This is a genomic window from Flavobacterium sp. CBA20B-1, assembly GCF_028473145.1.
Taxonomy (GTDB): domain Bacteria; phylum Bacteroidota; class Bacteroidia; order Flavobacteriales; family Flavobacteriaceae; genus Flavobacterium.
In genome coordinates this window covers 790455-804178 of the sequence record NZ_CP092370.1, presented here as the reverse complement: position 1 = coordinate 804178, position 13724 = coordinate 790455, and the positions used below count along the sequence as shown (strand labels likewise).

Genomic DNA, 13724 nt, shown 5'->3' with positions numbered 1-13724 from the left:
ATGGTTATGTTGTTTGTTATTAAAGAAACTGATTTATAATTTTGTAAATCAGTTTTTTAATTTAATCTAAAAACTTTACCTATGGACGATAAACCCAAAAAACGCAAGCGAACATCGGGTGTATTGCGCGATAAAGACCGAACAAAAGCAAAAATGGTTCAAGCAGTGGGAAAAGTTCTGCTAAAAAAAGGTTATACCGGACTGAATGCTAGTGCTATTGCAAAAGAAGCCGGTATTGATAAAAGTTTGGTTTGGACCTATTTTGGCAGTTTAGATAATTTAGTAGAAGAATACATCTTACAACGCGATTTTTTGAATACTGTTGCCAAAAACGATGTATTATCGCTGCTTGAAAGTACAAACGGAATTCCCAAAGAAGCTATTTATGGCATTCTACACAATCAATTAGAAACTTTGCTAAAAGATAAAGTGCTTCAAAAAATCATTCATTGGGAAATTGGTGAAAGCAAACCTTTTTTACGCAATTTAGCCGATAAACGCGAAGAATTGGGCGAAGCTTTCTTTGAAGTAGTCGAACCTGCTTATAAAAATGCAAATGTAGATTTACGAGGAATTTTGGCGGTTTTAATTGCCGGTGTTTACTATTTGGCACTTCACGGAAAAACCAATGGCAGTTTATTTTGCGGAATTGATATCAACGAACCGGCAGGAGAGCAACGTATTAAAGAGGCTATTTATACGGTGATTGAAATGGCACATCAAAAAGCGCAACTTGATTAACAATTTACAGCAAACGGTTTTATTTAACTACCTAAAATAGTTAACTTTGTTAATCAAAGTTTATAAAAATGCAAAATATACCCAGTGTTAATTTGCGTGATTTCCTATCGGATGATCCGGTACGCAAACAAAAATTTGTAAATGAAATCGGTAAAGCTTACGAAGAAATTGGTTTCGTAGCTTTAAAAGGACACTTTTTAAGTGAAGAATTGGTTGCAAAATTATACCAGCAAGTTCGCACCTTTTTTCACCTTCCACTAGAAGTTAAGCAAAAATATGAAATTTCCGGAATAGGCGGTCAACGTGGTTATGTTTCCTTTGGAAAAGAATCTGCAAAAGGAAGATCCACAGGCGATTTAAAAGAGTTTTGGCATTTTGGACAATATGTTGAAAACAATGACAAATTGGCAAACGAATATCCTGCAAATGTAACGGTTACCGAACTTCCTGAATTTAATTCAACAGGAAAAGAAGCTTACAAAATGCTCGAAAAAACGGGAGTTTACGTATTGCGGGCTTTGGCTTTATATTTGGATTTAAGTGAATTTTATTTTGACGATTTTGTTAAAAACGGAAACTCAATATTACGCCCAATTCACTACCCTCCTATTCTTGATGAACCAAAAGATGCCGTACGAGCAGCTGCACATGGCGACATTAATTTAATTACACTTTTAATGGGCGCACAAGGAAAAGGTTTGCAAGTTCAGAACAACAATGGCGAATGGATTGATGCAATTGCCGCCGAAGATGAATTGGTTATAAATGTAGGTGATATGTTGTCGCGACACACCAATAATAAACTAAAATCTACTATACATCAAGTGGTCAACCCGCCACGGGAATTATGGGGAACTTCGCGCTTTTCAATTCCATTCTTTATGCACCCAATAAGCGAAATGCCTTTAAATTGTTTGGATAACTGTGTGAACGAAGAAAATCCTAAACTTTATGAAGATATAACTGCAGGTGCTTTTTTAACGGAAAGGTTAATAGAATTGGGTTTGATTAAGAAATAATTTTTTTTAGCAAAAAAAAGCAAAGTATTTGTATAATTAAAAAAACTTCGTATATTTGTACCAACTCATCTACTACATGACAAGTGAATGTTTTAGAATTTTTGAGTTTTTCATAAGTGTTTTTTTTGGTTATTAAAGTGGGTTTATTTCGGTAAACCCACTTTTTTTGTGGATTACTCTTATTTATTAATAAAACGTTCGGTTATAAAATCAATATCTTTTATAGATTTGCGTGCCCAATCTATTTTTTTTGCTAATAATTCTTCCTCTGTAAGTTGCCAATTAATAGCAGTTTTTTTCAAGCGTGTTGTGATATTATTAATAATGATAGCTGCAGAAACTGAAATGTTTAGACTTTCCGTGAAACCACACATGGGTATTTTGATGAATGTATCTGCTTGATCCATAATTTCAGGTGACAAGCCATCTTTTTCAGTTCCAAAAAAAATAGCCGACGGTTTTGTTACATCAAAATCATCTAATAAAAAAGCATCTTTGTGGGGTGTGGTTGCAACAATTTGATAGCCTTTTTGCTTTATAGCATCTATACAATTCTGCGTGGTGCTGTGCGAATTAATATCTACCCATTTTTCCGCTCCCATAGCAATTTGCTTATCAATTGTTTTACTAAATTTTTGCTCGATTATATGCAAATTCTGAATACCAAAAACCTCACAGCTACGCATCACAGCACTTGTGTTATGCAACTGATAAACATCTTCCACAGCTACACAAAAATGATTGGTTCTTTGGGCCAACACTCTTTCAAAACCCAACATTCTATTTTTGGTGATAAATCCTTCTAAATAACTTAAATATTCTGTATTTTTATATAAATCTAACGAATGCATTTTTTTATAATTTTAGCAAAGATACTCGTATCATTGAAAAAGTGCTATTGCTTTGTTTTTAATTTAGGATGTGTTAGAAAAATATTTGTATGCGCATGAAAAATTTAGTTTTTTTAACCGGAGCAGGAATTTCGGCTGAAAGTGGATTAAAAACCTTTAGAGATGCTAATGGATTGTGGGAAGGACATGATGTGATGAAAGTGGCAAGTTATGAGGGTTTTCAGCAAAATCCAGAATTGGTGCTTGATTTTTATAATCAACGTCGCCGTCAATTACTAACGGTGCATCCAAATGCGGCACATGAACAAATAGCTGCCTTTCAAAAAGATTTTAATGTGACCGTTATCACTCAAAATGTGGACGATTTGCACGAACGTGCAGGCAGTAAACACATTATTCATTTACACGGTGAACTCTTAAAAGCTCGAAGTTTAGTAGAAGATCATTTAATTTATGAATGGAAAGAAGATATTTTAATAGGTACTACAAATAGCAAAAATCAGCAATTAAGACCGCATATTGTTTGGTTTGGTGAAGCTGTTCCAGAAATGCAATCTGCTGTCTCAGTGGTAGAAAAAGCGGATATATTGGTAATTGTTGGAACATCACTACAAGTTTATCCGGCAGCCGGATTGATTGAATATGCTTCTAATGCTCAACAAATTTTCTATATTGACCAACACCCTGCCGACACCAAATATTTTAATAAGAACATACATATAATTGCTGAAAAAGCTACAAAAGGATTGTCTATTTTAAATCAATTGCTTGGTTATTAGTACATTCCATCATTTCTCATAAAAAACTGCGGGCAATCTGTGGTTATGAAATCAATTCCTTGGGCGATTAATTGATGGGCAACTTCGAGATTATTAACTGTCCAAGTGTTTGTTTGTAAGTGCATTTTTTTGAATTCCGGAATAATTCCTGAGTTTTTTAGCAATAAATCAAACGGGTAATCCATACCGTTTAAACCGCTTTCAAAAATTTGTTGTGCTGTTTTATCTCCTTCCAAATAATGCACCTGAAATAAGGGCAATTGCTTTTTTAAATAAATCGCAGCCGCAAAATCAAATAAGATAAATTCGGTGTTTTGCACAGTAGTTTTCAGTGGAAGTTGCTCTGTAAGTATATCAATAAGCTTTTGGGTTCTCTTAGGCGATATCTGTGATGTTTTGATTTCTACAATCAGCTTGGTGGTATTTTGATTGTTTATTTGTTTGAAAAATTCGGCTAATAATGTTAATTTTTCACCGTTTGGATGTGTCTTTGAAAGTAAATCGGAATAGTTAGTGATTTCAATTGGCAATCCATAAAAATCATGGTCGTGGTTTACAACGATGAAATCATCTTTGGTTAAGTGCACATCAATTTCGCTGCCTATGCACTGCAATTCAATGGCTTTTTGTAGGGATGCTATTGAATTTTGAGGTAAATTGAATTCTTTCCATGCACCGCGATGCGCAATGACTTTATTTTTCATTTTGTTCCTTATTTTTTTGGTGTAAATCTTCTGCATCTTTATCGTTTTTAAGCTCATCGATGATGGAGTTTTTCCACAACTTGGTGCCGGTGAGATAAGCAACTTTACTTATTAAAAAGCCTGCCACGGGCGAGGTGATGAATAAAAAGAAAATAATGGCTATTGCTTTTGTTGTAACCGAAAAATCTGAAAAATGCAAGGCGGCAGCAATCAAGATGCACCCAATACCCAAAGTAGCTGCTTTGATGGTAACAGATAAACGGGAATAAAAATCGGGCATTTTAAGGATACCCCAAGAGGCTATCAATATAAAAATAGCTCCTAGTGTGCTTAAAAACATTATTAAAAAATCATTCATCTCTTTTGCGTTTATAAATATAATATGAAAAGGCTACGGTGCTTAAAAAGGCGATTAGTGCCAAAATCATTGCTTCGTCTAGAAATAATGAGTTGTTTACAATGATGCTGAACAAGGTAATAAATGCCACACCCACAGTGATGAGCAAATCTAGCGCTACTACCCGATCTACTACTTGTGGGCCTTTTATAAATCGCAACATTATAAAAAAAATAGACAAACAAATAATAGGCATTACTACATATCCTAAATAACTTTCAACACTCATATTATCGTATTATTTCTAGTAATTTTTTTTCAATTCTATTGTTCAATCTTTTTACAAATTGTTCTTTATTGGTAAGATACATTACATGTATGTACATAAATTTTTTATCCTTTGAAAGATCAATCACAACTGTTCCTGGTGTTAAGGCAATCATGTTTGCAAGCATAGTGATTTCAAAATCGGTTTTTGCTTCCAATTCATATTTAATAATTCCGGGCCTCATGTTGTAATTGGGGGTGATTACGTCCATTGTTACTTCATAATTTGCTTTTAAGAGATCATAAAAAAACAATAATATAAAAGCAAATATTTTCGGAACCCTATAAAAATACTCAGTATTGCCTCGAACAGAGCGGTTGATCATCCACAAAATAAAAAAGCCCACGGCATATCCAAATATAAAATTGGCATAGTCTAAGTGTCCGGTGAGCGCCACCCAAACAAACGTAAGCAATATGTTTAATAAAAAATTTTGTAACATAATTATTGTTTTGCTCCTAAAACATTTTCAATATAAATTTCGGGATTTTTCATTTCATACGCTGCCTTTTCTGATAATTTCATAAAGCTGTTTGCACTTAATCCAATATATAAAGATACAAATGCTAAGCCAACAATAGGTGCAATTAATGCAATTTTTCCTGAAAAGGGAAAGGATTCAAAATGATCTATTTCTTCGGTGATGGGTTTGGGAGATTCTTTCCAAAATGCTTCAGACCAAATTCTTACAATTACAAACAAGGTTACAAAGCTGGCAATGATGAGTGCAGCAAGTAACAAATAGTTTTCTTGTTTAAAGGTTTCTTGAAACAATAAAATTTTAGGCCAAAAACCAGACAAAGGCGGAATTCCTACCAATGAAAAAAGCACCAACGCAGCGACAAATGAAAATTTAGGATAATCTTTTAATAAACTTCCCAAACGCGTCATATCAACCGTTTCGCGCATTTTTACAATAACACCCGAAATCATAAAAACATTGCTTTTTACAATAACATCGTGTATCAAATAAAAAACAATTGCCACAAATGCCCATTCTGTATTTAAACCCATACCGGCAATAAAAAAACCAATATGACAAACAATTAAATACGATAAAACCCTTCGGATACTTTTTTTATTAATAGTTCCTAACGCACCTGTTAACAAGGTTAAAATTGCAATTACAGAAAAGAGCACGAGCGTAAAATAATCGGGTTGAAAAATTACGGTAAAAACGCGCAACATTGCATAAACCCCCATTTTTGTTAACAAACCTCCAAAAATGGCTGCAATGGCAGATGGTGGTGTGTGATAAGCAGATGGCAACCAAAAATACAAAGGAAATACCGCCGATTTAATTCCAAATGCCACAAAAAACAATAAAGATGTTACTGTTACCAAACCCGTGTTTTCAACTTGTGCTACTTTTAGAGCTAGGTCGGCAATGTTTAAAGTTCCGGTAATTCCGTATAAAATACCAATTGCGGTAAGAAAAATAACCGAGCCCAGCATATTCATGGTTACGTACTTTATGGCACCTTCCATTTGTCTTTTTTTTCCACCAACCGTTAATAAGATAAAAGATGATATAATAACCACTTCAAACCACACATATAAATTAAAGATATCACCTGTTAGAAAAGCTCCTAAAAGTCCCATTACTAAAAAGTGAAAGATAAAGAAATATCCAAATCTAATACGGCTTTCGTTTAAACTTGCTGTGGAATAAATGCCTACTGCCAACGATACCAAAGCCGTTAAAAGTACCATAATGGCACTGAGGGTATCAGCAATAAATGTGATACCAAAAGGTGCTTGCCAACTGCCCAACTGCAATGTGAGATACCCGTTGGACATGGTCATTTCGAACATTCGCAAACAAAGTAAAAATGCAATGCTATTGCCCACAATGCTAATTATTTTCTGAACAAGTACTTTTTGCCAGAAAAAAAGAAGCACAATTGCCGTGAACATGTGCATTAATATGGGGGCAAGTATAAAATTTGTAATCATATATCTAAATCTTGAACATTTAACGAATCCAAATCATCGGATCCTGTGGTTGTGTAAACCCTTTTGAGCAAAACAATGGCAAAAGCTGTTAGTGCAAAACTGATTACAATTGCAGTAAGAATTAACGCTTGCGGCACCGGATCTGCATAAATTTCGTGAAATGCATTGTTTTCAGGTTTTATGATAGGGGCTTTGCCTTTGGTGATTCCACCAATAAGAAAAATGAGTAAGTTTGCACCGTTTCCTAACAGCAATAATCCCAACAAGAGTTTCACCATGCTGCGGCGAAACATCATATAAATGCCCGATGAATAAAAAGCACCTACTAAAATAACCAATAGTAATTCCATAATTTTTTATGTGTTTTCTGAAATTGTAAATAAAATGGTTAATACCACGCCAATCACGACCATATACACACCAATATCAAATATTAAAGCCGAACCCAATGCACCAATCACCACAACCGAATCGGCAAACCAAACTACGCTCATAAACGGATAACCTAACAAAACAGGCAGCAAACCGCTTAAAAAGCAAATTATCAAACCGGTTGGTATGACAAAAAAGGGTTTTATGGCAAACATTTTTACAGTTTGATACGGACTGTATGCAAACGAATGCAACACAAATGCAATGGATGCCACTAAGCCGCCAACAAATCCTCCACCAGACAAATAATGTCCGCGAATTAATAAAAATATTGAAAACAAAATCAACAACGGAAGCAAATAGTTTGTAGATGTCCGTAAAATGGTTCTGTCTAAACGTTCATTATTCCGATTTTTCTCCATCTTTCGTTTTATATTTTAAAATACTATATACGCCAATTGCAGCAATTGCAAGTACAATTGTTTCAATAAACGTGTCAAATCCCCTGTAATCCACCAAAATAACATTCACCACATTTTTTCCTTTAGCCAATTTGTAGGCATTATCTGCATAAAATTTACTAACACTTTGGTCGGAAGGTGATACCAATGCTTGCAAAGTGATCAGTGCGATTAAAATTCCAAAAGCCACAGCAATTACACCATCTATAAACTGAATTTTAGGGTTTGTGAACCGTAAAAATGGCGGTAATTTGAAAAGAACCAATACAAATAAAACCACTGTTAGCGTATCAATTGCAAACTGCGTCATCGCCAAATCGGGTGCACCATAAAAAACAAAAATCAAACAGATAGAATAGCCAATAACTCCGAGTGCTGCAATTGATGTTAAGCGCGATGTGGTTGTGGTAATGAAATATATGGCAATAATTGTAATGACAAATACGAGAAATTCATAAATCCTAAATTCTGATAAACCTTCGGTATTTACCCGTAAAGGAACATCGGCAAAAAGTTTGTAACCCACAATTCCCATAAAAAACAAAATGATAAACATAATGTAGATACGCAAATAGCCATTGTGAAAAAAGCGGGTATATTTAAAAGCAAACCTTTTAATAGCTTGTGTAGTTGCAGCAATGAATCGTTGAGGAGCAAACCGGCGGATAATCTCTAAACTTTTTTCACCTTTTTCTGATGGTTTTATAGAAAAATACAATGCGGTTCCTACCACAATAGTAATGGCACTTAAAAGTAAAACCGTGTTAAAACCATGCCACAACGAAAGATACATTTCGGGTAGTTTTCCTAACACCGATCGCACAGAAGCTTTTAAAAAAAGCGTGTTAGGAAGTACAGGAAACACACCAAACAAAACAGTAAAAACCGATAACAAAACCGGTGGAAACCACAACAAGAAATGAGGTTTTTGAACCGATTGAAAACGCTCGGGTAGTTTACCAAAAAAGGGTCTTATACCGGCAAGAAAGCCCGAAGCAGTAAGAAAAACATTGGTTATCAGTGCCGCTCCTGTCAATAAAACGATAGATTCTTGGGTAAACATAAAATCGGTTGTAACACCGTAAATCAGTTCTTTACTTAAAAATCCAAAAGTTAGCGGAATACCTCCACTTGAAAGCGCCGCGATAAATCCTGCAACAGCAACTAAAGGCATTATTTTTCGCAAGCCTCTCAATATCGATAAATCACGGGTGTGCGTTTGGTGGTCCACAATTCCTGTTATTAAGAATAATGAAGCTTTGTACAAAGCATGAACCAAGATAAAAGTGCACGCAGCATAAATGGCAGCCTCGGTGCCTACTCCTAATAAAAATACAATAATTCCTAATGCAGAAATGGTTGAATAAGCAAGCAATCCTTTCATATCTTTATAAAAAACACTTAAAACGGCTCCCATAACCATTGTGAGTGCACCAACAATCATAAGTGTGTAATTCCACACCACATCACCACCCAAAATAGGTGAAAAACGCGCTAGTAGATAAATACCAGCTTTTACCATTGTGGCGGAATGTAAATAAGCCGAAACTGGCGTTGGAGCTTTCATAGCACCCGGTAACCAAAAGTGAAATGGAAACTGTGCCGATTTAGTAAATGCACCGCCAAAAAGTAAAAAGATAATAATGTAATAAAACGAATTGTTTACCAATACATCTGACTGTGTAAGTAGTTGATTAATAGAGTAAGTTCCTGCAACGGTACCAATGAGTACAAAGGCAGCCAAAAGTAAAAATCCGCCTAAACCCGTGATGCTCAAAGCCCACAATGCACTTTTTCGCGACTCTTCTTGCGTGGTATTAAACCCTATCAAGAAAAAAGAGCTAATACTGGTTAATTCCCAAAAAATAAATAAAGTTATTAAATTGTCTGAAAGCACCAAGCCCAGCATAGCCCCCATAAACATGGTTAGATACGAAAAAAAGCGGTGCAAGTTAGCATCTCTTTTTAAGTATTGTGCTGCATATAAATAGATAAGTGTTCCAATGCCAGTAATCATTAATGAAAAAAGCATTGAAAGACCGTCTAATTTAAAGTCTAATGAAATTCCTAATGACGGAATCCATGAGTTTCGAAAAAATACTACCTGCGAACCTTCGTACACCGATGGCAAATACCCTGAAAAGTAGAATACCAATAAAAGAGGTAATACCCATAGAAATTTAAAAAAACTTAAAATTTTTTGCGGTTTTAGGAGTAATAATCCAAATGCCAACAAAAAAATGAGAATAATGGGTAAAAGCATAATATGTATTTTTAAAAAAACCTTTCTCTGATATAATATTTTTTAGATCAATTTTCGTAAAAATAGCAAAATAAAATGGAAAAAGGAAATGTGAAAAGCACATAAATGATAGGTTTTCACAACCAATTTACAGGTTTTCCTTTTTTGCTAAAAAGCCATGCCACAAAAACCGTTTCTTTTCCATCAATTTTAAAAACTTTGAATTGTGGTGCTAAAAGGATGGCAGCAACGCCACTCACAATGGGTATCCATAAACCGCTTAACAGATTAAAGTTTACAATGATTACACGTGCTGCTAAAAAGATTACTGCAAAACACAAAAACTGAATAATTAAAATTTTAGTAGCTTTATTCATTACTGTTTTTTATTTGAAATTTTGTTCGTTTACTGCCTTCATACATTTCATATTTTACTAAACGGGCTTCTAATTTTCCGTTGAATAACTTTATTTTTCGTGATGGTTTTAATCCCACAAATTTTAAAGCTTCCACATTTCCGGTAATAAACCAAGCATTCGTTCCAGGATAATTCTGCTTTAGCGTATCACCCATTTCACGGTAAAAACGTTCCAAATCAATATCTAATCGCTCTCCATAGGGCGGATTAAAAACCATGTGTAAGTGTCCGTTTACTTCTTTTTCAGTTTCGAAAAAATTGCGTTGTTCAATTTTTATATATTCCTCTAAATTAGCGTTATAAGCGTTATCTTTTGCTTTTGCAATGGCAGAAGGTGCTTTGTCATAACCAAAAATATCATAATGAAAATCGGTGATTTTCTTTAACAATGATTCTTCTACTTTTTCAAACAAATCCGCATCCCAATCGTTCCATTTTTCAAAAGCAAACTCTTTTCTATTGATATTGGGCGGAATATTGCATGCAATCATGGCTGCTTCCACCAAAAAAGTACCTGAACCGCACATTGGGTCTAAAAAATTTGATTGCCCAGACCATCCGCTTAAAATTAAAATTCCGGCTGCTAAAACCTCATTAATTGGTGCGATATTAGTGGCTGTTCGGTATCCGCGATGGTGCAGTGATGCGCCCGATGTATCTAGTGAAACCGTACAAAGATCTTTTTGAATATGAATATTTATTCGTAAATCGGGATGATCTTTATCAATATTGGGGCGGTTGTCAAACTTCTTCTTAAATTGATCCACTATAGCATCTTTACTTTTCAAGGCAACAAATTGAGAGTGATTAAATTGCTCTGAAAAAATGGTAGCATCTATCAAAAATGATTGGTGCACGCTTAAAAATTCGCTCCAATCAATGCTTTGCATCCCATTATATAAGCTTGTTTCATTATAAACTTTGAATTGTTTTATGGGTTTTAATATTTTTAAGGCAGTTCGCAAAGCTAAATTTGCTTTGTACATAAAACCTTTATCACCGTAAAAGCTCACCATGCGCGTTCCTTGTTCCACGCGTTGTGCACCAAGCTTTATTAATTCATTTGCTAAAATTTCTTCAAAACCAAAGAAGGTTTTAGCCACCATTTTAAAATTTTCCATAGACAATTCCTTTCCTTCGGGAACGATAAATTTATTTAATTCTACAAAAATAGTGTATTTTTGCGTTTCCAAAATTTCTAAAATGCAAGAATCTCAAAAAAATTGGTTTAAAAATTGGTTCAACAGTCCCTATTATCATATACTTTATAAAGATCGCGACTATACAGAAGCACAATTGTTTATTGACAATATTACCAATTATCTGAATCTTCCTGAAGCGGCAAAGGTGCTTGATTTAGCATGCGGACGTGGAAGACATTCTATTTATCTAAATCGATTGGGCTATGATGTAATGGGGGCAGATTTATCTGTAAACAACATAGAATTTGCAAAACAATTTGAAAATGAAAAATTGCATTTTCAGGTGCAAGACATGCGCGAACCATTTGAAGAGAAGTTTGATGCAATTTTTAATTTTTTTACAAGTTTTGGCTATTTTGAAAACGAAGCAGATCATTTAACTGCTTTAAAAGCTATAAAAGCAAGTTTGAAAGAATATGGTTTTGCCGTAATCGATTTTATGAATGTGCATAAAGTGATGGATAATTTAGTGGAAAAGGAAACTAAAGTGGTTAATGAGATTACTTTCAACATCAAACGCTGGGCAGAAAACGGCTATATTTTTAAAAACATTGCTTTCGAGCACGATAATGAATCGTATGATTTTACTGAAAAAGTAAAAGCTTTTACTTTAGAAGATTTTGAAACCATGATGCATCAAGCAGAAATATTCTTATTGGATATTTTTGGCGATTATAAATTGAATAAATTTCACAAAAGCGAATCGGACCGTTTAATCATGATTTTTAAATAATGGATACCTATTTATTACCCTTTTTGGCAGTAATTCTTGGCTATTTTTTGGCAATTATTGTAAAGCCAGCCAAAAAGAAAACCATTAAATTGTTGTTAGCATTTAGCGGTTCTTTTTTATTGACCATGACCGTTTCGCACTTGTTGCCAGAAGTATATGCGTATGTTATTGAAGGAAATCATTCAGAGGTGGTTGCTGAACCAATAAAGTCTTCAATGGATCACTATTTAAATGATCACCCCCATGATGCCGTCCATACAGATCATCACCATCATTCAAACGCTACTCCATCAGTAACTCATAATCACGATCATGGAGCCATGAAAGAAATCGGTTTGTTTATAATGTTGGGAATTATTTTCCAGATTATTCTAGAATATTTCTCAAAAGGTGCAGAACATGGACACGTGCACGTACATGAAAAGATGACTTCAATGCCGTGGTTATTATTTGCCAGTTTGTGTTTGCATGCTTTGTTTGAAGGAATGCCCGTAAGTCAGCACACGCATTTGGCTTGGGCAATTGCCATACACCATTTTCCAATAGCCATAATTTTAACATTATTCTTTTTACAAGCAGAATTAAACAAAAAATTTGTTTTTCTGTTCATGACTGTTTTTGCGTTAATGACACCATTGGGAACTTATCTCTCTGCCAACTTATCTGTTTTAACAGCATATTATGTTCCTATATCTGCTTTTGTAATTGGTATTCTTTTCCATATATCATCAACCATAATATTTGAAAGCAGCGAAGGACATAAGTTTAATTTAGCAAAACTTTTAGCAATACTTATAGGAATTGCTTTTGGATTTTTTGTTTAAAAACCAATTAAAATATTCAAAAAGTTTACGTTATAGGCTTGTTTTAAATGGAGATTACCAATCTTAAAACGCTAAAAAAACTTATTGAATATATTGATCATTATAGAACTATTTCATCAAAAACTTCTTAAAAGCATAAAAATTTTGAGGTGACACACCATGACCAACCGGGTATTCTTTATATTCAAAAGATATGTTAAATGGTTTAAGAAAATCGGTGGTTTTTCTTGCCCATTCCACCGGTATTACTTGATCTACCGTTCCGTGTGAACCAAATATTTTTAAATGATTGTATGCAGAAACATCTGTTTTTGGCGTCATGATTTCGGGGTTAAAATAACCACTAAGTGCCACAACTTTATTAATTTTTTCTGGATAAGTAACCGCAATGGCATAACTTAAAATAGCTCCCTGACTAAAACCTACTAGGTTGATGTTTTTAGTGTCAATGGGATATTTTACTACTAATTCATCTATAAATTCCACCAAAAGATCTCTTGAAGCTATCGCTTGATTATCATCGCTGAATTTATTCATATCTGCATCAAAACTAATCGCATACCAAGCAAATCCATAAGGAGGCAGTTGATAAGGCGCTTGAACCGAAACCACATAGTAATCATCAGGTAATTCAGTAGCAAATGTGAACAAATCTTCTTCGTTGCTGCCGTAGCCGTGCATTAACACGATAAGTGGATTTTGTGCTTGAACAATCTTTGGCTCTTTTATCAAATAATTTAAAATTCCTGTTTGCATA

Annotated in this window: 17 protein-coding genes; 5 read left to right on the top strand and 12 right to left on the bottom strand. The window is 34.3% G+C overall.

All coding sequences use genetic code 11. The annotated features are described in order from the left end of the window. Positions 1-81 precede the first annotated feature (81 nt). Together MG290_RS04020 and MG290_RS04015 are read left to right on the top strand one after the other, a co-directional pair. Complete coding sequence (locus MG290_RS04020; protein WP_264562618.1) at positions 82-741, top strand: TetR/AcrR family transcriptional regulator; 660 nt, start codon at positions 82-84, stop codon at positions 739-741. Positions 742-809: 68 nt separating this feature from the next. Next, positions 810-1760, top strand: coding sequence for an isopenicillin N synthase family dioxygenase (locus MG290_RS04015; protein WP_264562617.1), 951 nt, complete (start codon positions 810-812; stop codon positions 1758-1760). Positions 1761-1939: 179 nt separating this feature from the next. Here the strand turns inward: MG290_RS04015 and MG290_RS04010 are convergent, their stop codons facing one another. After that, positions 1940-2611: a TrmH family RNA methyltransferase gene (locus tag MG290_RS04010; protein WP_264562616.1), complete on the bottom strand. Its 672-nt coding sequence runs from the start codon at positions 2609-2611 to the stop codon at positions 1940-1942. A gap of 95 nt (positions 2612-2706) precedes the next feature. Between MG290_RS04010 and MG290_RS04005 the strand changes: the two genes are divergently transcribed. Further along, positions 2707-3390, top strand: a complete 684-nt coding sequence (locus tag MG290_RS04005; protein ID WP_264562615.1) for an SIR2 family NAD-dependent protein deacylase — start codon at positions 2707-2709, stop codon at positions 3388-3390. Here the strand turns inward: MG290_RS04005 and MG290_RS04000 are convergent. From MG290_RS04000 to MG290_RS03955, 10 genes are all read right to left on the bottom strand, one after another. After that, positions 3387-4094 (bottom strand): glycerophosphodiester phosphodiesterase, encoded by a 708-nt coding sequence (locus tag MG290_RS04000; protein ID WP_264562614.1) that lies wholly within the window; start codon positions 4092-4094, stop codon positions 3387-3389. The genes MG290_RS04005 and MG290_RS04000 overlap by 4 nt on opposite strands. Next, a complete protein-coding gene (gene mnhG / locus MG290_RS03995) occupies positions 4084-4452 on the bottom strand; it encodes a monovalent cation/H(+) antiporter subunit G (protein ID WP_264562613.1) in 369 nt (122 codons plus the stop codon). The genes MG290_RS04000 and mnhG overlap by 11 nt, the downstream gene beginning before the upstream one ends. After that, positions 4445-4720, bottom strand: a complete 276-nt coding sequence (locus MG290_RS03990; RefSeq protein WP_264562612.1) for a monovalent cation/H+ antiporter complex subunit F — start codon at positions 4718-4720, stop codon at positions 4445-4447. Before MG290_RS03990 ends, mnhG begins: the two co-directional genes overlap by 8 nt. Position 4721: 1 nt before the next feature. After that, on the bottom strand, positions 4722-5201 hold the full coding sequence (locus tag MG290_RS03985; RefSeq protein ID WP_264562611.1) for a Na+/H+ antiporter subunit E: 480 nt from the start codon (positions 5199-5201) through the stop codon (positions 4722-4724). 2 nt (positions 5202-5203) lie between these two features. Beyond that, positions 5204-6715 carry a proton-conducting transporter transmembrane domain-containing protein gene (locus tag MG290_RS03980; protein ID WP_264562610.1) on the bottom strand — a complete coding sequence of 504 codons (1512 nt, stop codon included), beginning with the start codon at positions 6713-6715 and terminating at the stop codon, positions 5204-5206. Continuing rightward, positions 6712-7065 carry a Na+/H+ antiporter subunit C gene (locus tag MG290_RS03975; protein WP_257498963.1) on the bottom strand — a complete coding sequence of 118 codons (354 nt, stop codon included), beginning with the start codon at positions 7063-7065 and terminating at the stop codon, positions 6712-6714. The genes MG290_RS03980 and MG290_RS03975 overlap by 4 nt, the downstream gene beginning before the upstream one ends. A 6-nt stretch (positions 7066-7071) precedes the next feature. Further along, positions 7072-7509, bottom strand: a complete 438-nt coding sequence (locus MG290_RS03970) for an MnhB domain-containing protein (RefSeq protein ID WP_257498962.1) — start codon at positions 7507-7509, stop codon at positions 7072-7074. Continuing rightward, positions 7490-9811, bottom strand: a complete 2322-nt coding sequence (gene mbhE / locus MG290_RS03965) for a hydrogen gas-evolving membrane-bound hydrogenase subunit E (protein WP_272586119.1) — start codon at positions 9809-9811, stop codon at positions 7490-7492. The genes MG290_RS03970 and mbhE overlap by 20 nt, the downstream gene beginning before the upstream one ends. A gap of 116 nt (positions 9812-9927) precedes the next feature. Further along, a complete protein-coding gene (locus MG290_RS03960) occupies positions 9928-10167 on the bottom strand; it encodes a hypothetical protein (protein WP_264562609.1) in 240 nt (79 codons plus the stop codon). Further along, the gene (locus tag MG290_RS03955; protein ID WP_397376472.1) at positions 10160-11314 is read right to left on the bottom strand and encodes a THUMP domain-containing class I SAM-dependent RNA methyltransferase; all 1155 of its coding nucleotides are present in this window, start codon (positions 11312-11314) and stop codon (positions 10160-10162) included. The genes MG290_RS03960 and MG290_RS03955 overlap by 8 nt, the downstream gene beginning before the upstream one ends. Before the next feature lie 97 nt (positions 11315-11411). Between MG290_RS03955 and MG290_RS03950 the strand changes: the two genes are divergently transcribed. Continuing rightward, the gene (locus MG290_RS03950) at positions 11412-12143 is read left to right on the top strand and encodes an SAM-dependent methyltransferase (protein WP_264562608.1); all 732 of its coding nucleotides are present in this window, start codon (positions 11412-11414) and stop codon (positions 12141-12143) included. Next, the gene (locus MG290_RS03945; protein WP_264562607.1) at positions 12143-12967 is read left to right on the top strand and encodes a ZIP family metal transporter; all 825 of its coding nucleotides are present in this window, start codon (positions 12143-12145) and stop codon (positions 12965-12967) included. The genes MG290_RS03950 and MG290_RS03945 overlap by 1 nt, the downstream gene beginning before the upstream one ends. Before the next feature lie 108 nt (positions 12968-13075). Here the strand turns inward: MG290_RS03945 and MG290_RS03940 are convergent, their stop codons facing one another. Beyond that, positions 13076-13723 carry an alpha/beta hydrolase gene (locus MG290_RS03940; protein ID WP_264562606.1) on the bottom strand — a complete coding sequence of 216 codons (648 nt, stop codon included), beginning with the start codon at positions 13721-13723 and terminating at the stop codon, positions 13076-13078. Between the last annotated feature and the right edge of the window lies 1 nt (position 13724).

Bases quoted from the DNA above. Each gene is read 5' to 3' on its own strand.
- MG290_RS03985 (WP_264562611.1), bottom strand. From the start codon at position 5,201: ATGTTACAAAATTTTTTATTAAACATATTGCTTACGTTTGTTTGGGTG.
- MG290_RS04015 (WP_264562617.1), top strand. From the start codon at position 810: ATGCAAAATATACCCAGTGTTAATTTGCGTGATTTCCTATCGGATGAT.
- MG290_RS03940 (WP_264562606.1), bottom strand. From the start codon at position 13,723: ATGCAAACAGGAATTTTAAATTATTTGATAAAAGAGCCAAAGATTGTT.
- mnhG (WP_264562613.1), bottom strand. From the start codon at position 4,452: ATGAATGATTTTTTAATAATGTTTTTAAGCACACTAGGAGCTATTTTT.
- MG290_RS04010 (WP_264562616.1), bottom strand. From the start codon at position 2,611: ATGCATTCGTTAGATTTATATAAAAATACAGAATATTTAAGTTATTTA.
- MG290_RS04020 (WP_264562618.1), top strand. From the start codon at position 82: ATGGACGATAAACCCAAAAAACGCAAGCGAACATCGGGTGTATTGCGC.
- MG290_RS03975 (WP_257498963.1), bottom strand. From the start codon at position 7,065: ATGGAATTACTATTGGTTATTTTAGTAGGTGCTTTTTATTCATCGGGC.
- MG290_RS03970 (WP_257498962.1), bottom strand. From the start codon at position 7,509: ATGGAGAAAAATCGGAATAATGAACGTTTAGACAGAACCATTTTACGG.
- MG290_RS03960 (WP_264562609.1), bottom strand. From the start codon at position 10,167: ATGAATAAAGCTACTAAAATTTTAATTATTCAGTTTTTGTGTTTTGCA.
- MG290_RS03955 (WP_397376472.1), bottom strand. From the start codon at position 11,314: ATGGTGGCTAAAACCTTCTTTGGTTTTGAAGAAATTTTAGCAAATGAA.
- MG290_RS03980 (WP_264562610.1), bottom strand. From the start codon at position 6,715: ATGATTACAAATTTTATACTTGCCCCCATATTAATGCACATGTTCACG.
- MG290_RS03950 (WP_264562608.1), top strand. From the start codon at position 11,412: ATGCAAGAATCTCAAAAAAATTGGTTTAAAAATTGGTTCAACAGTCCC.
- MG290_RS03945 (WP_264562607.1), top strand. From the start codon at position 12,143: ATGGATACCTATTTATTACCCTTTTTGGCAGTAATTCTTGGCTATTTT.
- mbhE (WP_272586119.1), bottom strand. From the start codon at position 9,811: ATGCTTTTACCCATTATTCTCATTTTTTTGTTGGCATTTGGATTATTA.
- MG290_RS03990 (WP_264562612.1), bottom strand. From the start codon at position 4,720: ATGAGTGTTGAAAGTTATTTAGGATATGTAGTAATGCCTATTATTTGT.
- MG290_RS04000 (WP_264562614.1), bottom strand. From the start codon at position 4,094: ATGAAAAATAAAGTCATTGCGCATCGCGGTGCATGGAAAGAATTCAAT.
- MG290_RS04005 (WP_264562615.1), top strand. From the start codon at position 2,707: ATGAAAAATTTAGTTTTTTTAACCGGAGCAGGAATTTCGGCTGAAAGT.